Source organism: Algoriphagus sp. SE2 (assembly GCF_039563885.1).
Lineage (GTDB): Bacteria > Bacteroidota > Bacteroidia > Cytophagales > Cyclobacteriaceae > Algoriphagus.
On record NZ_JBCLWJ010000027.1, the window covers coordinates 1 to 22,716 of the forward strand.

At 39.8% G+C, this 22,716-nt stretch carries 10 protein-coding genes; all 10 read right to left on the minus strand.

The genetic code is table 11. The features are described from left to right. The coding region (locus AAGF08_RS19495; RefSeq protein WP_343513092.1) for a hypothetical protein at nt 1–1,284 on the minus strand (1,284 nt) is incomplete at its 3' end. Between the two features lie 270 nt (nt 1,285–1,554). Beyond that, the gene (locus AAGF08_RS19500) at nt 1,555–3,240 is read right to left on the minus strand and encodes an adenylate/guanylate cyclase domain-containing protein (RefSeq protein ID WP_343513093.1); all 1,686 of its coding nucleotides are present in this window, start codon (nt 3,238–3,240) and stop codon (nt 1,555–1,557) included. 34 nt (nt 3,241–3,274) lie between these two features. Continuing rightward, on the minus strand, nt 3,275–3,661 hold the full coding sequence (locus tag AAGF08_RS19505) for a response regulator (protein ID WP_343513094.1): 387 nt from the start codon (nt 3,659–3,661) through the stop codon (nt 3,275–3,277). A 42-nt stretch (nt 3,662–3,703) separates the two neighbouring features. Beyond that, nucleotides 3,704–8,626: a response regulator gene (locus AAGF08_RS19510; RefSeq protein WP_343513095.1), complete on the minus strand. Its 4,923-nt coding sequence runs from the start codon at nt 8,624–8,626 to the stop codon at nt 3,704–3,706. A 63-nt stretch (nt 8,627–8,689) separates the two neighbouring features. Next, a complete protein-coding gene (locus AAGF08_RS19515) occupies nt 8,690–10,846 on the minus strand; it encodes an ATP-binding protein (RefSeq protein ID WP_343513096.1) in 2,157 nt (718 codons plus the stop codon). 2 nt (nt 10,847–10,848) lie between these two features. Further along, complete coding sequence (locus AAGF08_RS19520) at nt 10,849–17,304, minus strand: ATP-binding protein (RefSeq protein ID WP_343513097.1); 6,456 nt, start codon at nt 17,302–17,304, stop codon at nt 10,849–10,851. Beyond that, nucleotides 17,301–19,268 carry an ATP-binding protein gene (locus AAGF08_RS19525; protein WP_343513098.1) on the minus strand — a complete coding sequence of 656 codons (1,968 nt, stop codon included), beginning with the start codon at nt 19,266–19,268 and terminating at the stop codon, nt 17,301–17,303. Before AAGF08_RS19525 ends, AAGF08_RS19520 begins: the two co-directional genes overlap by 4 nt. Continuing rightward, nucleotides 19,265–20,674, minus strand: coding sequence for an ATP-binding protein (locus AAGF08_RS19530; protein WP_343513099.1), 1,410 nt, complete (start codon nt 20,672–20,674; stop codon nt 19,265–19,267). Before AAGF08_RS19530 ends, AAGF08_RS19525 begins: the two co-directional genes overlap by 4 nt. Nucleotides 20,675–20,676: 2 nt before the next feature. Next, complete coding sequence (locus tag AAGF08_RS19535; protein WP_343513100.1) at nt 20,677–21,351, minus strand: hypothetical protein; 675 nt, start codon at nt 21,349–21,351, stop codon at nt 20,677–20,679. A 5-nt stretch (nt 21,352–21,356) separates the two neighbouring features. Next, nucleotides 21,357–22,622, minus strand: a complete 1,266-nt coding sequence (locus AAGF08_RS19540; RefSeq protein ID WP_343513101.1) for an oxygenase MpaB family protein — start codon at nt 22,620–22,622, stop codon at nt 21,357–21,359. Nucleotides 22,623–22,716 lie beyond the last annotated feature (94 nt).

Below are 22,716 nucleotides of genomic sequence, written 5' to 3' on the forward strand. Positions count from 1 at the left end.
GAGATTATTAAGTGATTGTTCTAACTCGAGGGTTCGTGATTCAACTTCATTTTCAAGATCTCCATGTGCGGTAAAGAAACGTTTCATCTGATATATTGACATCCCAAGTGGCACTGATATTACCATTAGGAAAAGTAACGCCGACCTTAAGGTATCGTTATTAAGACCGAACACATTTCTAAATAATTGAGGCAGAAGGAAGAGAATTGGAATACTTATAAAGGGTATGGCTATGTATAGTAAATCTTTTCTTTTCAGTTTTTTGGCTTGAAGAATTGAGTCAATAATGCCTGCTAATATCAATAATACAAGAACAGCTGCACTTGCACGGCTTAGTGTGGAACTACCTTCTTCCTGAATTTGCCGAATAATTGAAAAAATCGGAGTTGAAAGGGGTAGAAAAAACCACAATCGACGGATTTTGATATTTAGTAGGCGGCCAATTGCAATAGGAAGTAAAGTAAGTGCAAGAATTACAAATTCACCGCCATAGCTGCCAATGATATGCATTAAAATCAAAGGGAGGAAGTCTTCAAAATTGCCTATCACAGAAAATGTGAATATCACAAAAAGTAGAAATGAAATAATAAATACCCAAAAATTGCCCTTTTCATTCTTGAACCGGATATGCATAAACAGATGTAGCAGCATTACCATCAGGAAAAATAAACTTAAGAGGGTGTTGAAAAAGAGTCCTTCTTTTTTCTCCGAATATAAAGATTCCAAACTCTCATAATCCTGCATGGTTAACTCAATATTCATTAAGGGGAAAGCGTCAGCCGCAAAAAACTTATAGATAGGATAGCTGTGAAAGGAATAGCGGATAGCGACCACATACTTTTCTCCTGGAAAAAATGTCACTATGGGGTAATTGCTCTTGCTATAATACGGAACTTGTTCTTCTTCAGGATTGGCTGAGGGAGTACCAATTTGACGCACAAGTTTCCCATTTACATATAATTCTGCAGCACCTGCAAGATCAAATTTAAGAATCCTAGGACCTACCTCAAGAGAGGAATCTACCTCGAATGTCCTTCGTAACCATCCAATACCTGCCCAAAGCGTATCGGCCGTTGCCAAAGGATTACTATACCAATCGGAGTCGTTAAGTTGAGGATCTGCCCAAATGGGATCATCGCCGGGTTTGTATTTCCAATCTTCTAAATTACCGAGCTCAATGGTATGAAATTCACCTCTTGCCAGGGAGTCGTGTAGGACAAAACTTGTAGGTACTGTATCTTTATATTGTCCAAACAACAATATAAACCCTATTAATAGCCCCATTATTTATTTGAATTCCCTGTGTATTTATTTGAAATAAAAAAGCTCCTTCGAGCACTTTTTTAAATGTTTTTTATTGAACTGGTAAGTAACGTATGAATTTAGTTCCCACTTGTTGAGAACTTTCATCTTCCTTCATTTGCGCTTATACGATCATAGCTCAAACTTAAACCTTGAGCTACTTTAAAATCTGGAGGTAAAAGAACTCCCCTTTATTTTGTATGAAAGAAAAATAAACGACTAATAAAATATCCGAAATGGTGTCTTAATAGGTTATTTATAAAGCATCTCTTCCGCACCATTCCAATTTTTTGGAGGTCCCTCGGCTAAATATTTTTTGGCTTTTTCAAAAAACACTCTCACTGTATGATCTTCTTCATCTGAGGCAATTACTTTGCTGAAAAGCTGCACTGCATTTTCAAATTGCCCAAGTTGGTATAGCTCCATCGCCATATCAAAATCACTCATATTTTTTTTTCTCTTTGCAGCTAAATCTTCTTCCATTCCATTCATACATTCTACCACGCTGAGCACATTGTTTTTGCCCTTTAGAAGAACTTTCCCCAATCGTCTAAATGCAAATTTGGAAGGGTTAGGAATCCTCTTGAAGGTTTCCTCACTCAGCAATAAAGGGGATTTATAAAACTTAGTTAGACTTTCAATTCGAGCTGCCGTATTTACAGTATCACTGATCGTTGCGGCATCCAAACGGTGTTCATCTCCGGTAATCCCCATGATCAGGGATCCAGTATGCATCCCAATTCCTGCATGAATGGGGAGTTCTCCTTTTTGAATCCGCTGCTTGTTTAATTTTCGTACAGCTCGTTGCATTTCAACCGCTGCCAAGAGGGCATCTTCTGGTTGAATAGGGAAAATAGCCATGATAGAATCCCCAAGGTATTGGTTTATAAAACCCTTGTGACTTCTTATTATGGGACCCAGAACTTCGTTAAAAGATGAAACAAATTGGAAGTTTTCTTCAGGACTCATTCGTTCTGAAAGGGTGGTGAAATCCCTGATATCAGTAAATAGAACGGTTACAATTTTTTCAACTTGATCACCTAGCCTTACATCTGTTATATTATCCTTGCCCAATGATGAAATAAACTCATTAGGCACAAATTTTTTAATCACCTCATTGATTCGGAGCATAGCCTCTTCTCGCATTTTGATCTCCCGAATATTTTTTTCAAACAAGAGAGCAGATTCCATGGCTGAGGAAGACTGTAAACCCAAGGTCACTAAGAGTTTTAAGTGGGCCGCCGTGAATTGATCTGTTTTAGTACCTACCAAAATGATGGCTCCAAGGATTCTGTCCTTACCTTTTAGTGTGGCATATATTACACTCGTCACATTTTCTGCTATCAGTCCACGTTCTTTAAGTTCTTCGATATCCGTGATGATGGCGGATTGTCCATTTAGTCCAAATCGAAGCAAAAGCGAAAAATTATTCTCCAAAAGATTTGGATCGATCAGGTCTTCACCTGAAATGGCGGGGACTGTCAATGCCCGTTGATATTCGTCTAATAAAACAATTGCACCTGCATTGGCAGGAATGGAGTTGGTAGAATGGTTGAGTGTAATTGCTGCAATCGTGTCTAGGGAGATTGCCTCTCCAAGATTTTCAGCGAAGCTGTATATGATATTTAGCTCTTGGTAGAGGTGAAGAACTTCAGCTCCTAATTTCCTTTTTTCGGACTCTTTGCCAAGCAACATATTTAATACATCCCAAACCTGATTGATTACGTTACTTTTGCTCCAAACTCTCGCAATAATAGCATCGCCTGCAGTCAATGGAATACTCAATGAATTTCTTAAAAGAGCTGGGTTTCCATACACGACGTTGTCAGAAGGATCTGAAATACAAATTTCAGTGTTATTATGAGTGCACCAATTATCCAACCATAGCCTAAGGGTGTCTTCTTTCCTCAGAATCGCTTTTATTGAAATTTTTGCCATCGGCTTTTTTGGTTTTCTAAATGGGGTTTAAAAATTAAGATGATGGTAGTTCAAGTACTTCCCGCGCTTTTTCCAAGAGCAATTCAGGATCAAAAGGTTTTGTCATATAGACATCAGCACCGACATCGAGTCCCTTTTGCCTGTCTGATTCCTGACCTTTTGCAGTAAGCAAAACGATATAAATCTCCTTTAAACCCATTTCTTGTTTGACTCTTCGGCAAACTTCCATTCCATTTAACTTGGGCATCATTACATCTAAAAATATAAGGTCAGGTTTCTCCTCACTGATTACTTTCAAGGCTATTTCTCCATTCTCAGCTGAAAAGAAATCTACTCCTTCATCTTCCAGTTCTTCCAGTGTTTGTTCGATGAGCATTCTAATATGAGCTTCATCATCGACAATCAAAATTTTTTGTGACATACAAAAAGGTGGTTTTAAATTTAATGGTTAAAAAGATTTTACTTATTGATAAATAAAGAATAAGACATTTTCTAATCCTTTTTCAAAACGCAAAGTCTGAACAATTTCTTCATTGGAGGAAAGTAACGAATTTAGAATAATGATGTCTGGCTGAGTTTCTTTGGCCTTTTCCACAAGTTCTTTTCCGTCAGATTCCACGACGTGATATCCTTTTGTTTGAAGAACCTCCGTAAGAGTACGGATTGCGGCATTATCTTCATCCACGACCATCACTTTTCGTTTTGACTTACCTTGTTCTAATAATGACCCAATGTCTTCAAACAGCTGAGCAGTATCAATGGGCTTGGTCAAATACCGATCTACACCTATTCTAAAACCCCTTGCTTTGTCCTGAACAATGGACAAAATGATGATGGGTATATCCATCGTTTGGGGATCATTTTTGAGAATAGCTGCCACGTCAAAGCCATTGATTTCCGGCATCATAATATCCAGAATAACAAGGTCGGGTCGATGTTCCCTAATGGATTCAATCGCCTCTTTTCCATTGCTGGCTTCTGTGGTCATGTATCCTGCCTCTGTTAGCTCTTGTCTTAATAAAGAACGGATAGATTCATCATCATCCACTATTAGAATCTGTGCATTTTTAACAGCTTTCAGTTTAGAAAAGACCATTCTTTGCTTCAATTGATTGACCAGTTCATTTAGGTGAATTGGTGCCGTGGATTGGCTGAACGTTTCCTTCTTAGTAAATGGAATTGCAAAGGAAAAATTACTTCCTTTTCCAACTTCACTTTCAAGCCAGATTCTTCCTCCATGATGTTCGACAATCTCTTTGCAAATAGGAAGGCCCAGACCAGTTCCTTTTGGTTTGTCAGTGAGTGTGTCTCCACCAATTTGTTTAAACTGCTCAAAAACTGCCCCGAAGTCCTCTTGGGATATACCCATCCCAGTATCTATGACACTGGTAATAATTTCATTTCCCTGCTGCCGTATCCGGCAAGTTACCGATCCATTATCTGTAAACTTCACTGCATTAGAAATCAAATTGATCACCACTTGGATGAGCTTATTGCTGTCTCCGATGATGGTTGGAATATTTGGATCGATTTCGCGAATTAATTTTAAGTTTTTATTGTCAAAAAGTGAATTTGTCGCTGAGATTGCCCGTTCGACTACCTCAGGTAAAACAACTTCCTCTTGACTCCAATCCATTTTACCTGCCTCTATTTTAGCTAAGTCCAAGACATCGTTAATAAGCGAAGTGAGTCTTTCGCCTTCTGAAATAACTACTTTTAGATTTTGTGAAACTTGGCTTACCGTTCTTTCTATTTTGGGTTCAGATTTATCCACCAAGGGAAATATTTTTTCTTCCAAACGTTTTTGGATGATTTTTGCAAAACCCAAAACTGAGGTAAGGGGGGTTCGCAGTTCGTGACTAACTGTGGAAAGGAACGCACTCTTTGCCTCATTAGCTTGCTCGGCAGCTTGCTTCGATGCAACTACATCCTCAAAAAGCTGAGCATTATTAATTGCGATCCCAACGGATGATGCTATGGTTGATAGTAAGTTTGAATCACTTTCATCAAATCGATTTTCAGTCTCTGTACTTTGAACACTTAGAACACCAATTGCTTCTTTACCCTGGAAAATAGGGACCCCTAAATAGGATGCTGAAGGTAATCCCTTATGAGTTGCTCCTAATGCTGCTGTCATTTCTTCTAAATCTTTATTGATAAGAAGAGAATTTCCAGAACTTAGAATTTTAGAGGTAAGGCCTTCTCCAAATTTTTGTGGAGGCATTTTATCGCCATACATATAGGGGAAGTGAATCATATTGGTTTTTTTGTCCAAAAGCGCCAAATAGACAATATTGGCTTTGAACAATTCCTTCATCTGATCACCAACCAAATGAATGATTTCATCTAAAGATAAATGGGAGGCAAGCGCTTGACTTACCCGGTTCACTACAGAAAGCTCATTGGCTTGTTGGGTAGATTCTTCGAGCAAGCGGTTTGTTTCATCAAAAAGACGGGTGTTTTCAAGAGCTACACCCATGCTATTGGTAATCGTAACAAGGAGGTTTACTTCAGAGTCACTAAATGCACATTCTTTATCGAGATTTTGAAGGCTGACTGAGCCACGGATTTGATTACCAACCATGATAGGTACAAAAACTGCCGACTTAGGAGTATGTCCCATACTTACTCCTTTTCCCCCAAATCGCTGTGCAGTAGCGATATAATTTTCGTTGATGACAAGAGGTTTTTTGGTTTCAATTAGCTGTTGATTCGCCCAAATTATCGGACGAGGGTCGCTATGTTGCCGAACCCCTCTTTCAATCGAATAATGCCATATTTCCAGATCTGCATCCAGATCAAAAGAACGAATAATCACGGTTTGGGTATCAAAAAGAGTTCTCAGTTTTTCACCTACCAATTCATAGATTCCCTCCGTATGTATTTCTTTTACAAGTCCATTTTGCACACCATTCAATACAGCGAGTTCGGATACCCGTTGACTGAGCTCTTGGGTCCTGTCAGCTACCGTTTTTTCCAGTAATTCTTGTTTTTCACGAAGCTGACTCAACCTCCATTTTAAAATCAAACGAATTAGAATGATTGCGGCTAAAGCATAAAGTATATATGCCCACCATGTACTGTACCAAGGAGGGATGATGGAAAAAGTATAGAATGCTTCTTCGCTTACATCATTGAAAACATTTTTAGCTCGGACTCGGAAGGTATAGGTTCCTGGCGAAAGATTGGTGTATTCCTTATATACGCTTCTATTCCAATCTGACCAGTCAGACTCAAAACCTTCCAAGAAGGTCTGGTAAGTAGTTCGTTGTTCCTGCTGATAGAATTGGGCAGCATAAGTAAAACGAATAGAATTTTGAGAATAGGCCAAATTCTTGTCAGCCTCGTTATTTGAATGATTTAAAGTGTCCAAACCAGCATAAATGCCTCTCATTCTTACTGGGAAATTCTCCTTTGATTTAGAAGGAATAGTTCGATCATACCGAAGCAAACCTTCTCCACTCCCTATCCATAAAATGCCATCATCCTCGGAATAAAGACCAAATATATCTTGCCAAGGGTAGTCGTTGAATAGGTTTTCTTCTAGGATATACGTATTGTCTGGCCCTGGTATGGCTAGTCTCAGTCTATTGCCAATCGGGATCCAAACTTGACCTTGGGAGTCTTCCTTCATAAAAAAACCTTCAGAAAGCTCCAAGTTATCTGGGATCATTCCAAACCGATCATCTGGAATAATGGACTCTGTAGCGGGATCATAGCGGAGGCTAGCCCCGAATGCTGGGAAAAAGATTTCTCCATTAATGGCATATAATAATCCGGCCGAATTAATCAAACCCTCCTCAATACCAAATTCTTTGATTTGAAAGTCATTAACTATGGGAAGGCCATTTTCATCATATGCGGGAGTAATACGATAGGCCATATTGGTTTGAGTCCCTCCCCAAAGTGTGCCATCCTCACTTTCAGCAATTGTCCAAATCGAATTTGGCAACCCTTGTAAATCGGCATATTTTTCCCAAAAGTTTCCTTTTCTAGCGAAAATCCTCAGTCCACCGGGAACAGATATGTATAAAAGATTGGGATGGCTACTCGAAATCATAAGGTCCTGCCCTCCAGTTGTATTAGAGTCAATTGTTAAAATCTTTCCATCTCGGATAATCGAAAGGTCTTCCCCAGGGACGATCAAATCATCGCCATCTACTACTAGATTCCAAATTTGTATGTTTCCAAGTTCAGGCATTGAAACAAACTTTTTGCTGGTATCATCATATTTGAAAAGACCAATAGATGAACTGACGTACAATTGACCGGCAACTCGGGTAATTGCATAAATGGTTGAATTTAAGCCTTGATTCTCAGTGAAAGTACTGATAGGGGAGTTTAGCTCTAGCTTTGAAATTCCATTGTCTAGTCCAACCCAAACCGTTTGGTCCTGGTCCACATAAACAGAATATACTGAAGGGTCTTGAAGCCCTTGATCACCAGAAAGAATATTAAGTAGTTTACCCTCTTGGTTTACTAAAACCAATCCCATTCCGATCATAGAGGCCACTAGGTTCCCATTTGGGAGTAAGGCGCTTTTATAAAGCAAATTAGTTTCTGTATATGCGTTGAGATCACTATCAAAAACCTCAAACTTCTCTCCGTCAAACTTGTAGATCTCTTGATAAAAACGGCCTATTAAAAACTGTTTTTGGCCTGTTTCGGGATTATCCAAATGTTCCACTAAAGTGAAAACCCTATCTCCAGCAGTGACTTCACTACCTGGCATGAACTCAAGTTCTCCGTCCACCATTTTATATATTCCTGTCTCTATATCGTGGACCATATATTGGCCATGGATGATATAACCATGTGAAAAGGTACTTTGGGCTGGATAGGTTTTGATATCAAACTCTCCTTTTTCTAAATCATAGTCTAATCTGAAAATGTATTCTCTAGCTTGGAAGTATAAGTATTGCCCATCAAATTGAACTGACCAAAATTCTTCGAAATCCTGCTTATCCTCAGGGATAAGATGTTTTAATGATTCTACTACTCGATCCCCAAACTTGTTTCTTTTGAGATAGCCAAAACTACCACCGGATATATAAAAAATAATACCATCGTCGTCCAGAACCATGCCTCTGGTGGAAACACCAGTGGGATAATCGGGATTTCTTATTTGTCTCCAATTGATCCCATCAAATTCCATGATTTCAGTAGAAGTCCCGAAATACATTAATTGATCATCACTTTGAATTATGGACCAAACCTGCCCATTTCCGCCATATTCAGAGGTTGCATAGTTCGTGATCAGTGGAACCCCAATTTCATCCTTGGATTGAGAATGAGATTCCTTCGAATAAAAAATGAGGATTATAAAAACCCAAAAAATCATATTCCCCTTTATCAGGTTCAAAAATGAGTATCTAAATTGCGGCATAGCTTTATTTTATTGTATAAAAACCCAAAAAAATTTGTAGTAATCTAAGAAAAAAAAATTGTCCTAAGCGAAAAGCTGGATCAAAAATTCTGTTTTTTCCCCTTCCACGGACTCGACTTTCAGCTCTCCACCATGCGCTTTCACAATATCATAGCTCAAGCTTAATCCCAATCCAGTACCCGATCCAGTGGGCTTGGTGGTGAAGAAAGGTTGGAAGATCTTGTCCCGGACCTGTTCCGGGATCCCTCCACCGTTGTCTTGGACGGAGAGCTCAATAGACCCACCCCCAGCCCCTCCAGGGAGGGGAGTGTATTTAGAGGAAACCTTAATCATTGGTTCATAACCTTCAGGTGCGCTGTCCGACTTAGTCTTTTCATTTACAGCGTAAAAAGCATTGTTTACCAGGTTCAAAATTACCCGGCCGATATCAGAAGCCACCACATTGACCTTTGGTAAATCGGGATCAAGCTCCAATTTGAAGTCGGCATTAAAGTCCTTGTCTTTGGCGCGCAATCCATGATAAGAAAGCCGGACAAACTCATCTACTAAGGCATTCAAATCAGTAGGAGCTTTTTCGCCTTTATTTGCCCGGCTATGCTCCAACATTCCCTTGACGATGGCATCGGCACGTTTGCCATGGAGATTGATCTTTTGCTCATTACTTCTAATATCTGCCGCAATTATTTTGATTTCTTCCAGATCCCCTTTTTCAATTTCTTCATCGAGCTCATCAATCAATTCCCTGTTTACCTCTGAAAAATTATTCACAAAATTCAGCGGGTTCTGAATCTCATGGGCAATGCCCGCAGTGAGCTCACCCAGAGAAGCCATCTTCTCGGAATGGATGAGTTGAGCTTGGGTGGATTTTAGGTTTTCGAGGGATTGACTTAATTCGGCAGTCCTGAGTTTTACTTCCTTTTCCAAAAGATCTTTCTGGTTTAGTGCTTGTAGTCTTTTTTCCTCTGTAATCTGAATTACCTTTTGAGATTTTAGCTTCACTTCCCTTTCTGCTTCTTTAAATCTGCTCACCACATATCCTATCAGTGAAAGTGGAAAAACCAACATAAGAAAATTGAAAGTGAACGGGTTCACCCATGAACTTTTTTGGAGGAATAGGGAAAACAGCAAAATTGCACTTAACAAAAAGATAATACCTCCAATCACTACATACCATTGGGCACCTTTTACAGTTTTTCTTGACCGTACGATGTACATGAGACTAGTCCCAAGTCCGATCACAAGCAGTGAGAATCCAAGTGCTGCGATGTGTAAAAACTGAAATTCCAGAATACATAGGAAGAAAAAAGCCCAAGCCAGACCCTTTTTTTGAGGGAGTTGGCCTGTGAAAATTATTGAAAAAATAAGGGGAAGGGTGGGTAAAATAAATGCAAAAGATAAATTGGATAATCCCTGCACCACAACATAAAGTGGATAGTTCAAATAAATACCGAAATCGGTGAATATGCTGGTTGCAATCAATGAAGCAAACCCAGTAATACAGACTGCTAAAAGCCACAATAACTTATCATTCCAATTTTGGAATAGAAGCATCAGCAAAAGGATCAAAATGGTGGCTACCATCCCTGCTGAAAAAAGAGTGACACCTAATTCGGAAATATTTATTCCTGAAGCAGGAGCTTCATAGGCAGGACCAGTAATTGCAACGCCAAACCTGAAAGATTCCGAGATAGCAAACAAGTTCGCTGGAAATCCTACAGGTTCATATTTGTAATGAATGTTAAGGACATATTCTTGATTAGGGTTGATGTTGAGTGGAATTACATCGTATAAATTTTCAGGAATTCCTCGCTGGTATTTTTCATCTCCCTCACCCAAAGAGCCAATTTTATGGATCAATTTCCCATCCAAGAAAATTTCCAATGCTTGGCCGAAATTTCCAACATTTAATCCAACGGGTGAGGAAGTGATGCTTTCATCAAAGGATAATTTAATCTGAAACCAACCTTCAAAGGGTCGGTCGAGGTGGAAGAATGGAGCAAAATTCAATGTATTTTTATTTTGCCAATCTTCAGCCACTAGGATGTTATTTGACCAAAATGCATTAGGGTCAGTGGTGAATAACCATAGATCACTCTCTTGAATAATAATACTATTTAACTCATCGAAATCTGTAGCCTTTAGTCTCAATACATCTTCTTGAGCATTGGCACTTAGTGAAAAAATAAAGAATAGGCTGGCTAGGAAAAATTGGGCTTTCATGCTCACGTTTTTAGGTGGATCGTAAATTTGCTGCCCTGACTTTCATGGCTCGCTAACCTCAACTCTCCCCCATGCGCCTTTACTATATCATAAGATAAGGATAAACCTAATCCAGTACCAGATCCGGTAGGTTTAGTCGTAAAGAAAGGCTGGAAGATTTTTTCTTTGATGGAGTCGGGGATCCCTCCGCCGTTGTCTTTTACCGAAAGCTCTACCCCTAAATCCCCTGAAGGGGACTTAATCGATTTCGTTTTGACAATTACTTCTGGATGGTACCCTTCATCTCCATTGCTATCGGAATCAGATTTTACTTTTTCATTGACGGTACCCCGACTTCGCTCAGCACAGGCGTAAAAAGCATTGTTGAGCAGGTTGAGCAATACTTTTCCGATATCCTGTGGAATGACCGAAACCTGAGGTAGATTGGGATCAAAGTCCGTTCTTAACTCACACTTGAACTCCGGTTCTTTTGCCAAAAAAGACTGGTAACTCAACCTTATAAATTCTTCTGCAAGGGAATTGAGATTGGTAAGTTCTTTCTGACCAGATCCTCTATTGCTATGGTCCAACATTCCCTTGACGATGGCATCGGCACGTTTGCCATGGAGATTGATCTTTTGCTCATTACTTCTAATATCTGCCGCAATTATTTTGATTTCTTCCAGATCCCCTTTTTCAATTTCTTCATCGAGCTCATCAATCAATTCCCTGTTTACCTCTGAAAAATTATTCACAAAATTCAGCGGGTTCTGAATCTCATGGGCAATGCCCGCAGTGAGCTCACCAAGCGAAGCCATTTTTTCGGATTGAATAAGCTGGGCTTGGGTTGATTTGAGTTCATTCATTGCCAATTCAATTTCTGCTTTGGCCTCTTCCAATTTCACAAAATCCTCATACCGTGAAAAAGCAACTGAAAAGGTATTAGCCAGAGACTGTACCATTTCTAACTCACTTCCATCTAAAGGATTGACAGAGCCAACATAGAGCATTCCTTGAGCAAAGGGCACAAAATGAAGATCAAGAGATTCAGAAGGTGTTGCGGTCCCCTGATAAGTATTGCTATCTTGAATCTGATCTTGCTCCATCATCCTATTAATCCACTGAACAAAATCCTCTTTAGACCAATGGCGCTTGAAGATCTCTTTTTTTCTCCAGGCCTTTACAGTCTGGAAAGTGAGATCATTCGATTCATAATGAAGTCTTAAAACCCCTAATGATTGGCCTTCAGGTGATGATAAAAAAGCTTCGACGTTTTCTTCTTTTTCATTGATTATAAAAACTCCGCAGCGGATGAATGGAACATTTAGAACCGTCAATTCTTTAAAAATTAATGGGGTAATTAATTCAAGATCAGTAGCTGTCCGCATACTTGCAATTACTCCCCGGACACGATCCAGTGAAGCCTGTTTTGTTGCCTCTTTCGCTTGGGCTTCTGCTTTTTGAAGATCTAGGAATCGAGTATAGGTCAGGTCGAACACTTGGGCAAAGCGCTTGAAAATTTCTTCCTCTTCACAAGGCACTTCGGTTATGATTACTAGGTAACCAGTCTTAAAGTAGGCGGCGTGAAGTCGCTGCCAAGTTGGTCGGGAAATCCCAGATCCTTCCATTTCTTCAAAAATCTTTTTGGCTATAGGGATATTCATTAACCAATCGTAATGCTCCTGTAGCTTTTCTTTTTGCAGGGTTACGGTCCGGTAGCTTTCTGCCTTTTCCCACCCTTCATAGAGGCTTTCATGGGCATAGTCACCTATATTGGGAAGGAAGAACGGTTTTATCAAACCATTATCAAGACTTAGCCACCATTGATCTTCTTGACGATTTTTTTCACAAAGGACAAAACCACAAGTCCATAAATTATCAACCAAAGTATTGAGCTCTCTAAATAATACTGTTGCTACTTCACCCAATTCATCCGCTTTTTGCATGCCCATGGTACGAGATCTCACTCGTTCCAAGGCAGTTTCAATATGAGCTTCTCTGGCCCTAGCTTCTGCTTTTTGAAGATCCAAAAATCGCTTGTAGGCCAGATCAAAAGCAGCTCCCATCTTGGAAAGAATAAATTCCATCTCTTCCGGAACTTCCGCGTCGAAAATATCTACAGACAGTTTCCCCTTTTCCAACTGAACGGTGGGGTGAAGAAGATAATGCCAAGTAATAGAATTCAAATATTCCTCCACCTCACTTGCTTGATCTGGGTGATATTTCCGGAGCCATTCAATGGTTATGGCCATGTCATCAGGCTCCTGCTTTTCGATAAAATAATGTTCAGAATGGGTCCATAATTTTCGAACATAAAAGCCGGGATCTGTCTCTTCGAGCAGGAATTTGACGTCCAAGGTCACTTGGAACCCATCTCCCGATTCTTGGACCGAACTTAAATCCCACATTCGAATGTATTCCTCTTCTTCCAAATAGATTGTAGCGGCAGAAACTCCCTGGATTTCCAGCCCCAACATTTCATTCTTCAAGGTATCTACTACTTCTAGAATTTGTGAAGAATTATGCATGGCCAGTGCCTTGGCTCTTACCCGTTCCACTGCAACTTCCACTCTTGAATTTCTAGCCTGTTTTTCTGCTTTTTCTAGGTCTAGAAAGCGGGTGTAGGTCTGTTCGAATGCTGTCCCAAACCGCTTAAGAATGTCGATTTCAGATTCATCATAGGGAATCCCGGAATAATTTTGAATGCCTAACTGGACCTTATCCAACAACACAGCGGCCCTTGATATTCCGGGGCTCGATAAAATGAATTGTTTTCTTTCTTCAGAGACATCGGGGTAGTAATGAAAAAAGTATTCAAAAAACTCATTCTTTTCATCTTTGCCAAACTGCTCGAATATAGAATCCAGACCGGCCTCCTTGGCATTTTTTATAGAATTGAATATGGAGTTATTCGTATAGGGAATGTGCTGCTTGGCAGGATAAGGCTGGCCTGGGATGGCCGTCCAAAGATTAAAGTCATCCGTTTCACGAAAGGAAACATCAAACTGAGCTGAATCCATGTTGAAATTAAGCAGCCTTAACTGTTCGAATACCTCCTGAATTACTTCAGGAAATTCTTCGCTCTTATGCATGGCCAAAGATCTTGAGCGAACTTTTTCTAATGCAGCCTCAATCTGGGCTTCCTTTGCCTGTTTTTCTGCTTTTTGGAGATCGAGAAAGCGGGTATAGGTTTGTTTAAATTCTAATGAAAATCGGGTAAAGATTTTAATATCTTCTTCACTAAAGTTTTCTGTACCATATTTAAGTAAGGAAATAGTAACCTCTTCTAGGAAAGCTTCAATGACATAACTCTGTTTTTGAGCGAAGGCGAATGCTTTAAATTCTTCTGGAATAGGTGGTGCACAACTGAAATAATGGGTGAGAAACTCATCTTTTTCTTCTTTATTAAAAGTTTTAAAATGAATAAAATTTCCTGTACGTTCGTATGCCTCTATATTCTTAATAGTCTTTGTAAAGAAAGCCGTATCAATATAAGGTACATAAACTCTAAAAGGTGCTACTCCAGAGTCTGGTGTGTGTAGCCATAAATCCCAGTCTCTTTTAGGTACACCGTGGATGACGCTCAAGGTGTCGACATTAATACCTAAGGAAGTCAGCTGGCTTCCAAAAACTTCTATAACATCAAGTAGGTCACTCTGGGATTTCATGGCCATGGTACTTGCCCTTACTCTTTCCAGTGCCAACTGAATTTCTGATTCTCTAGCCTGTGCTTCCGCTTTTTGAATATCGAGAAATCGGGTATAGGTTTGCTCAAACACATTGGCAAAACGTCTAAGGACTTCCATATCTTCCTCAGAGAGCTGTGTGGTGTTCACAGTGTGGAATTGACCATATTGCATGTTAAAAAAAGTATGCTCCACATCCGTGGTCATCATTTTTTCTTTGAATTCAGCAGGTAAATCCATCAAACCTGTCTCTTCAATCAGGTATTTTGTGAATTCTCTTACTCCTTCACTTTCCAAAGAAACCTGATAATAAGGCTCCTTATTCAGCCAACTTCTAGAGGATTCTTTTAATACCCAATGACCGGTTAACCTAATTTTATAGCTTTGAGGAAGCGTCCCACTTTGGAAGCCAGCCATCCAGCATTCAGCCTCAGTTCCGATACTGTTATAAATATTGATATTACATCCCGCATCCAGAATATTCAGCCGTCCTACTTCCTGATAAACTATCGCAACCACATTCCTGAGATCGGAGCTTTGATGCATAGCCAGGCTTGTTGACCTTACCCGTTCTAAGGCCAATTGAATTTCTGCTTCCCTTTCTTGTTCTTCTGCTTTCTTAAGGTCAATAAATCGGGTATAGGTTTGCTCGAAGACCTTGGCGAAGCGAGATAATATGGGTTTAAGTTCTGGATTTATCGGTTCTAGGCTCGCAATAGATACAGATCCATATTTGTTAGTGGCTTCCAGATAATAAAAGTTTTCCGGATGTTCTTTTAAATAAAACATAGGCTCACCAGTAAGGGAATGTAATAATTCAAACCAGTTCTTGACTTCAATACCTTTAAGTTCATACTCTAAAAAGGGTGCTCCGCTTTTCCATTCCTGAAAAAGTTCTAACATTGGGCTTACTGAAATAGGTAATTTGACTTGGTTCGGTTTGTACATACCACCAAAATCCGTAACATATAATTGGACAAAATCTTCTGTCTCATGCACAAAATCTATCCAACTTTGGTAAATCTCGAAACCTAAACTTTTGACTTGTTCAAAAACTATTGAGGCAACGTTAGAAAGCTCTGAAGAATGATGCATAGCCATTGATCGGGATCTTACCCGCTCAAGCGCTCCTTCAATTTGCGCTTCTCTCACCTGCGCCTCTGCTTTTTGGAGATCGAGAAAGCGGGTGTAGGACTGCTCGAAAACCTTTCCGAAACGTTCGAGAATTTCGAGGTCTTCATCGGAAATATAGTCCTTACTTACTGTTTGGAGGCCGCTATGTTTAAAAAATGTAAACCCCGCTACATAGCGCTCCAGTGATTTATTTGCATCCTGAATATGCTTTGGGAAACGTTGGAACTCGGTCTCTGAAAAAAGGTATTCATCATAGACTTGTTTCTCTTCTCCTGCCAAGGTGTAGACAAACCGTCTTTTTTGAGCTTTCCAAGCATCCCACATGGCATGGTGAAAGGGATAATTTTCAAACTTCATGTAATAGGATTCCGGCTCTTTTCCTGTTTCGGGATTAGCCGCCCATACGGTGTTGCTTTTGTCTTCTTCATTGATCAGATTGATGATGCAAAAGGTTAGCGTGAATTCCAGTTTGGTAAACTCGCTAAGTAAAGTATCAACTACCTCGGATAGTTCTGAAGAACGATGCATCGCCAAACTTCTTGATCTTATCCGTTCCAAAGCCGCTTCAATCTGCGCTTCTCTCGCCTGCTCCTCCGCTTTTTGGATGTCGAGAAAGCGGGTATAGGTCTGTTCGAAAACAACTGAAAACCTTTTTAACAGATCCAATTCAGAGGAGGTCAGTGAAATTCCGGAATAGTCATTGATAAAAATGGCCGTATGCTTTTGTAAGGCAATGGAGGTGGCATAAGTCCTGGCTGCAAGGCAGTATTCTTTTACAGATTGCGGAGTATGTTTAAAATCAGAATGTTCAAAAATGTGGTTGAGGAAAGATCTACTCTCTTCTGCTGAATACCTTTTGATTAAAAAATCTTCTCCACGGTTTTTGGCTTGCCAAAGATTTGAAAGTACCGGATGATCGAAATAAGGCAAGTGAAAGTTCATTGCCTCATCAAACCCCGGGTTGGCCATCCATTCATTCAGGTCTTTGCTTCCTTCTTTGAAAGTGATCAAGGCGACACCGTCCTTTACAGATATATTGAATTCGTCAAGTATGTTGAAAATAAGTGCGATTACCTGACCAAGTTCTTCGGAATATTGCATAGCCGATGAACGGGCCCGGACGCGTTCAAGCGCTCCCTCCACTTCCAACTCTCGGTTTTTGCTTTCCAGTTCAATTGTTCTGCGTTTTATGGCTTCTTTGAGTTCAATATTTTCTGCGTTTACTTTGTCGAAGCCAATGGTTTCTCCTTCATCAGATTTTGAATCAGGCATTGAGAAGTGCTGGTAAATAAAACGCCAAGCTTCATTTTTTTTCAGCATTACAGAGGAAAGCCGAAACCTACCGTAATAGGCCCAATCCTTATCATTTAGAAACCAGACGTCGCAGAAATGGGTGATGAAAATTGACCTGTCAAAAACCTCCAGAATTTTAACTTCATTTCTGAGGTCCATAATACCGGAAAACTGCTCTCCTGTACGTTCAAAGAAGGTTTTGGTATCATCTCGATTTAAAAATTCCTCGTTGTTTGTCGAACCTATAAAGTGGTAGTCTTCATCGAGATAAGTGCCGTAAGTTTTAACATCAGCATTGAGATAGGCAGTTAGCCAAGTATTGTATACTTGCCATATTTCATTTTCTTCTATCTTATTGATTTTCATGCGCTTTTATTTACTGGAATCGAAATGATAAATACTACACCTTCGGTTAATTTCGATTCTATTTTCATTATTCCCCCATGCGCTTTTATAATATCATAGCTGAGTGATAACCCAAGGCCAGTTCCCGACCCGGTAGGCTTGGTGGTAAAGAAGGGCTGGAAGATTTTTTCTTTGATGGAATCGGGGATGCCGGGGCCGTTGTCTTGGACGGAGAGCTCAATAGACCCACCGCCAGCCCCTCCAGGGAGGGGAGTGTATTTGGAGGAAACCTTAATCATTGGTTCATAACCTTCAGGTGCGCTGTCCGACTTAGTCTTTTCATTTACTGCATAAAAAGCATTGTTTACCAGATTCAAAATCACCCGCCCGATATCTGAAGCGACTACATTTACCTTTGGTAAATCAGGATCAAGCTCCAATTTAAAATCAGCATTGAAAGATTTGTCCTTCGCTCTTAATCCATGATAGGAAAGCCGCACAAATTCATCCACCAGGGCATTCAAATCGGTTGGAGTTTTTTCTCCCTCTGACTTTCTGCTATGCTCCAGCATTCCTTTGACGATGGCATCTGCTCGCTTGCCATGGAGATTTATTTTTTCCTCGTTAGCCTCTATGTCAGTTGCGATTAAGTTTACTTCTTCCAGATCTCCTTTTTCTAGTTCTTCTTTAAGTTCTGCTATCAATTCTCGATTGAGTTCCGAAAAGTTATTCACAAAATTCAATGGGTTTTGAATTTCATGGGCGATGCCTGCAGTGAGTTCCCCGAGCGAAGCCATTTTCTCGGATTGGATGAGCTGGGCTTGGGTGGATTTGAGTTGATTGTAGGCCCCTTCGATTTGAAGTTTTGATTTATGTTTTGCCCTATTGTTTCTATAGAGAAAAAATGCAAAGATCAATAAGATTAAGATACTACCCACAAAAGTATAAGTTCTCAATTTTGATTGAAACTCTTTATTGGCTCTTTCAATTTCAGCCTGGCGTTGTTGCTCATCAAAGTCAATCAAATCAGCAAAGCCTGTAATTTTGTTCAAGTACTCAAGGCTATCCCTATACGCCAGTGCCATCTTATTGTATTCGAGTGCTTTAGCTGGATCCCTTTTTTCATAAAAATTTGAAAGGAAAATTGAAGCTAGGGAAACACTTTTATAAAGCTTGTTATTAAGTGCAAAATCCAATGATTCTTCAGCATAATACAAAGCCGAATCAGGTTGTTCCTTTTCGTTATACAAGTAGGCAATCTCCCTCAAGACATTTTCGTCTCTTATGAAGAGTTTATAATAATATAGAGCAGAATCAATGTTTTGAATATCCTTGTGGATTTTTCCAAGTGTTGCGTAAGCATAGACTCTAACCCAAAAGACATTGAGAGAATCAGCTTGTTGTTTCGCGCGATAGCTATAGAAAAAAGCAGAATCAATATTTCCAAGTGCACTGTGAGTTCTCCCTAAATTTGCTGAGGTAATGGAGAGGAAATTCTGATTATTTGCTTTATAAAATGCATCATTTGCCTTTTTATAGTATTCCAGAGATTCTTCATATTTTAAACTACTCTCCATGTTCATTCCCAAACTCATCAAAAACAGACCTTTCAGATCTGACCCATATTCTTCAGCTTTGCGGAGCCCTTCAAGGTTAATTCGGTACGATGTTATTGCATTTCCTAAGATCCTGTGAGACAATGCCAAAAGATGAAGGACACGCAATTCTTCCTCCTTATAGCCAATAGCTTGCGCCATCTTAAGTCCCTTAGATGCATAATATATCCCGGAATCTGGCCGACTGAATTTATGGTAATTCGCTAAGTTGACCAGCACCTCTACCCTAGAGGAATCAGAAAGATTATTATTCAGTTCCCTCAGCAAACTGTCATAGATGGGATCTCGATTAATGGGCTCGCTAACCTCCTGACTCATTCCAAAAAAAGAGCTGAAAATACAGAAAAGGAGGAATGATAACTTTTTCATTTTGTCGGTATTATTAACGTGAACTTTGTTCCTTTCTCTTCTTCACTCTCCACCTTCAGCTCTCCGCCATGCGCTTTCACAATATCATAAGATAAGGATAAACCTAATCCCGTTCCCGAACCGGTAGGTTTGGTGGTAAAGAAGGGTTGAAAGATCTTATCCCGGACCTGTTCCGGGATCCCTCCACCGTTGTCTTTTACCGAAAGCTCGACCCCTAAATCCCCTGAAGGGGACTTCAATACTGTTGTTTTGACAATGACTTCTGGTTGATAGCCTATTTCCCCTTCGGAAGGTTGGGGAGTTATTTTCGCTTTTTCATTAACTGCATAAAAAGCATTATTGATCAAGTTCAAAATCACTCGCCCGATATCCGAAGCCACCACGTTTACTTTCGGCAAGTCCGAATCAAGCTCCAATTTAAAATCGGCATTAAAAGATTTGTCCTTCGCTCTTAACCCATGATATGAAAGTCGGACAAATTCATCCACTAAAGCATTCAAATTGGTAGGTGCTTTTTCACCTTTGTTTGCGCGACTATGCTCTAGCATACCCTTGACGATGGCGTCGGCGCGCTTGCCGTGATGATTAATTTTGGAGAGGTTTTTTTTTAGATCTGCTGCAATGAATTTAACTCCCTCCAAATCTCCTTTTTCGATTTCCTCTATCATTTCTTCTAAGAGCTCTTCACTTACTTCAGAAAAATTATTCACAAAATTTAGAGGATTCTTAATCTCGTGGGCGATTCCGGCAGTAAGCTCTCCTAAACTTGCCATTTTCTCAGCTTGAACTAATTGGGCTTGGGTATTTATGAGTTCCTCATTCTTACTTTGGATGTTTACTAGGGCTCTTGATTTCCCAATTTCATATACTAAAAGGATAATGAAGATAGTGATGTTCGTTCCCAAGATGGAAGAAAAGTAAAAGAGATTCCTTTTTTCGGGATTATACTGAGGTAGGGGAGTACCGATTTGATTTTCATATATAAAAAGACTCAAGCTAAGAATTGCTGATAAAATCATCCATATGGTAGCAGCTCGCTTACCTTGTATAAGCATGGCAACTGCAGGAAGGAGAAAAAATGCTGCTGCTGCGGGAGAGGCTAAACCCCCTTGTATAAAAGCTTGAATTAGAAAGCTAATGGCAAATTGAGTTAATACCAGTCCCGCAGCCAGTGATTTATTCAACCCATACCGAAATGAAATTAAAATTAATAGGTTGATAACCCCATTGGTAAGTAATAAATAGGCATTGAGTTCAGCATCTATTTCTATTGCTAGATTGATACCCAGAAAGTTGGATAAAGCTGAAATCAGCAAAACAGCCACGAATATTCGTTCTGACCGTAATTCATCTCCACTTTGAAGCTTTTGGGAAGGAATAAAGAACTCTGTAATTTTTTTAAACATAATTATGCTTTACTAAGGGCTCCAAATAGTTTTCCATGTCTTTTCCAAAGGATATAGATGAAAGTATTGTCCAAGATGAAGCATGATATTCCTAAAAACTGCACGAAGTGATTTTCGGGGTAAAAGAAGAACATGGATACCGAAATCAAACCTGTACCCAACATGCGGGACCAGGCTAAAACCATCGAAAATTGACCAGTGTCTTTGGTCTGCATCAACAAAAACACACACTGCAAGGAGAGAATCACATTGATGATATACCCTGAGTTTGCCCCGATAAGCGTGTCAAAACCTTCGTTTCTAAAGAGGTAAGAAAATATAATCCAGAAGCCAAAATTTATCACGCAAAATAACGCGAAATGCTTTTTGGTCTCAGGATTCATCGGCTGTTTGGTACCGTAGCGAAGAACCGAATAAAATATAAAGCAGTCTAATAAAAATGCAGCTTGATAACTTAGTGCAAATAAAAGCCCTGTATTTGGATGATAAATCCAGCTCCACACAAACTCCCAACCTAAATTTGCACCTGCGACATAGGCTGGCATTTCCACAAATTTCTTTTTTCGGATTTCTATGACCAGAATGACATAGGCGACGACCCAAAAAAGGCAGCCAACGCCATTGAAAATAAGCCCTGCGATTGAATAATCTTCAAAATTGATTAATGGCTGATTCATTGGATTTAGGATTTTGTGCCCCAATCATTTGTGAGGGATTTGGGTAGGTAGAAATTGATGATAGAGGAAGTTGTCATTCTTTTGAGCATTAGCATAAGTCCAATTTTTGTAAATCCCTGGAGGAAAAAAGAAAATATTAAGCTTTTATCCAGAAACTCACCGATCGCTGTAATTCTTTTGAGTTTCTTCTCCATTCGATCGATGTGTGTTTGATCAATTGGCTCTATTCCAAGTAGATCGGAAATGTCTTTGCCCATCATTAATCGCATCATGGCAATATTGGATTTACTTCCCAAGATGGGTTTCGACTTTGTGTCTTGAAAGTCCCTCAGCGCTTTGACTAATTCTTTCGCATTATCACTTTGGGCGATTTCTTTGTCTAGAATGCTATGGCCAAGTTTCAATGCGTCTTTGGCATTTTTGGGAATCATATCTTCATCTAGACCTGCAATGTGGCCGATTACCCGCCAGCAATGGATATAAGCCTCAAATTCTACTGGCTCAAATTCCACTCCAATGGTCTCAAGCCCTTCCAAAATCAAAGCAGAAAAGGACATTAAGGTCCCCGCCAAATCTTCTTGATTGATAGGTTCACCCAGATCATCTGCTTTCCAATTATGTTGCTTCAGATAGTATCGAATTGTAGCATGAATGAGACGGACTTTTTGTGTTGCCCGTAAGCCTTTACCCTTCTTGTCCAGTCCATTTGGAGACATTGCAAAAACGACAAAAAGGGCAGTCTCAGCAATTCTTCGAGCGTAGGCGTCCAAAGAACCGTTTTTTTCATTAAGTCGGGCTGTCTTGTACAAGACCTCTGCACCTCGTGCGCAGACGTAACATTCGGGCAGTGATTTGTAGCAGAGCAAAAGTCCTATCCAAATGCCATGTCTAAGGTAGATTTGTTGACCCAATGCAATCAGGTCAGGGTCGGCCCATTCAGGGAGTTTAGCACTTTCTTCAAAATAGTCATGTAGTTCTTTTGGCGCATTAGGAGGAAGCTGATCGCTGTCTTTCACGATAGATTGAAAAAGGTGATTAATTTCTATTGCCTCCTTTTTTGCCATGATTGTAGCCACTGTCTGATCAGCCAATGGATCCATGTGAGCGCGCTTCGAATCCAGTTTTTCAGTAGACCAATCCGAGAGCTCTTGGGTGTCCATCTCTTTTAATTTCTGAAGAGCTCTTTTTTTGATTCTTTTGTTTTTAATTACAAATGCAATTGATAAGACTATAAAAACAAGTAATAAGACTAAAAGTAGTTTAGAGATCATAGGCTGAAGTTTTAGTAGATCATGTCAAGGTTAAATTGGGGAATATTTGATTTTCTAATTTTGGCTTTCAACTTAATTTTTAGAATTTTAATAC

Bases quoted from the DNA above. Each gene is read 5' to 3' on its own strand.
- AAGF08_RS19500 (WP_343513093.1), bottom strand. From the start codon at position 3,240: ATGGCAAAAATTTCAATAAAAGCGATTCTGAGGAAAGAAGACACCCTT.
- AAGF08_RS19505 (WP_343513094.1), bottom strand. From the start codon at position 3,661: ATGTCACAAAAAATTTTGATTGTCGATGATGAAGCTCATATTAGAATG.
- AAGF08_RS19510 (WP_343513095.1), bottom strand. From the start codon at position 8,626: ATGCCGCAATTTAGATACTCATTTTTGAACCTGATAAAGGGGAATATG.
- AAGF08_RS19515 (WP_343513096.1), bottom strand. From the start codon at position 10,846: ATGAAAGCCCAATTTTTCCTAGCCAGCCTATTCTTTATTTTTTCACTA.
- AAGF08_RS19520 (WP_343513097.1), bottom strand. From the start codon at position 17,304: ATGAAAATCAATAAGATAGAAGAAAATGAAATATGGCAAGTATACAAT.
- AAGF08_RS19525 (WP_343513098.1), bottom strand. From the start codon at position 19,268: ATGAAAAAGTTATCATTCCTCCTTTTCTGTATTTTCAGCTCTTTTTTT.
- AAGF08_RS19530 (WP_343513099.1), bottom strand. From the start codon at position 20,674: ATGTTTAAAAAAATTACAGAGTTCTTTATTCCTTCCCAAAAGCTTCAA.
- AAGF08_RS19535 (WP_343513100.1), bottom strand. From the start codon at position 21,351: ATGAATCAGCCATTAATCAATTTTGAAGATTATTCAATCGCAGGGCTT.
- AAGF08_RS19540 (WP_343513101.1), bottom strand. From the start codon at position 22,622: ATGATCTCTAAACTACTTTTAGTCTTATTACTTGTTTTTATAGTCTTA.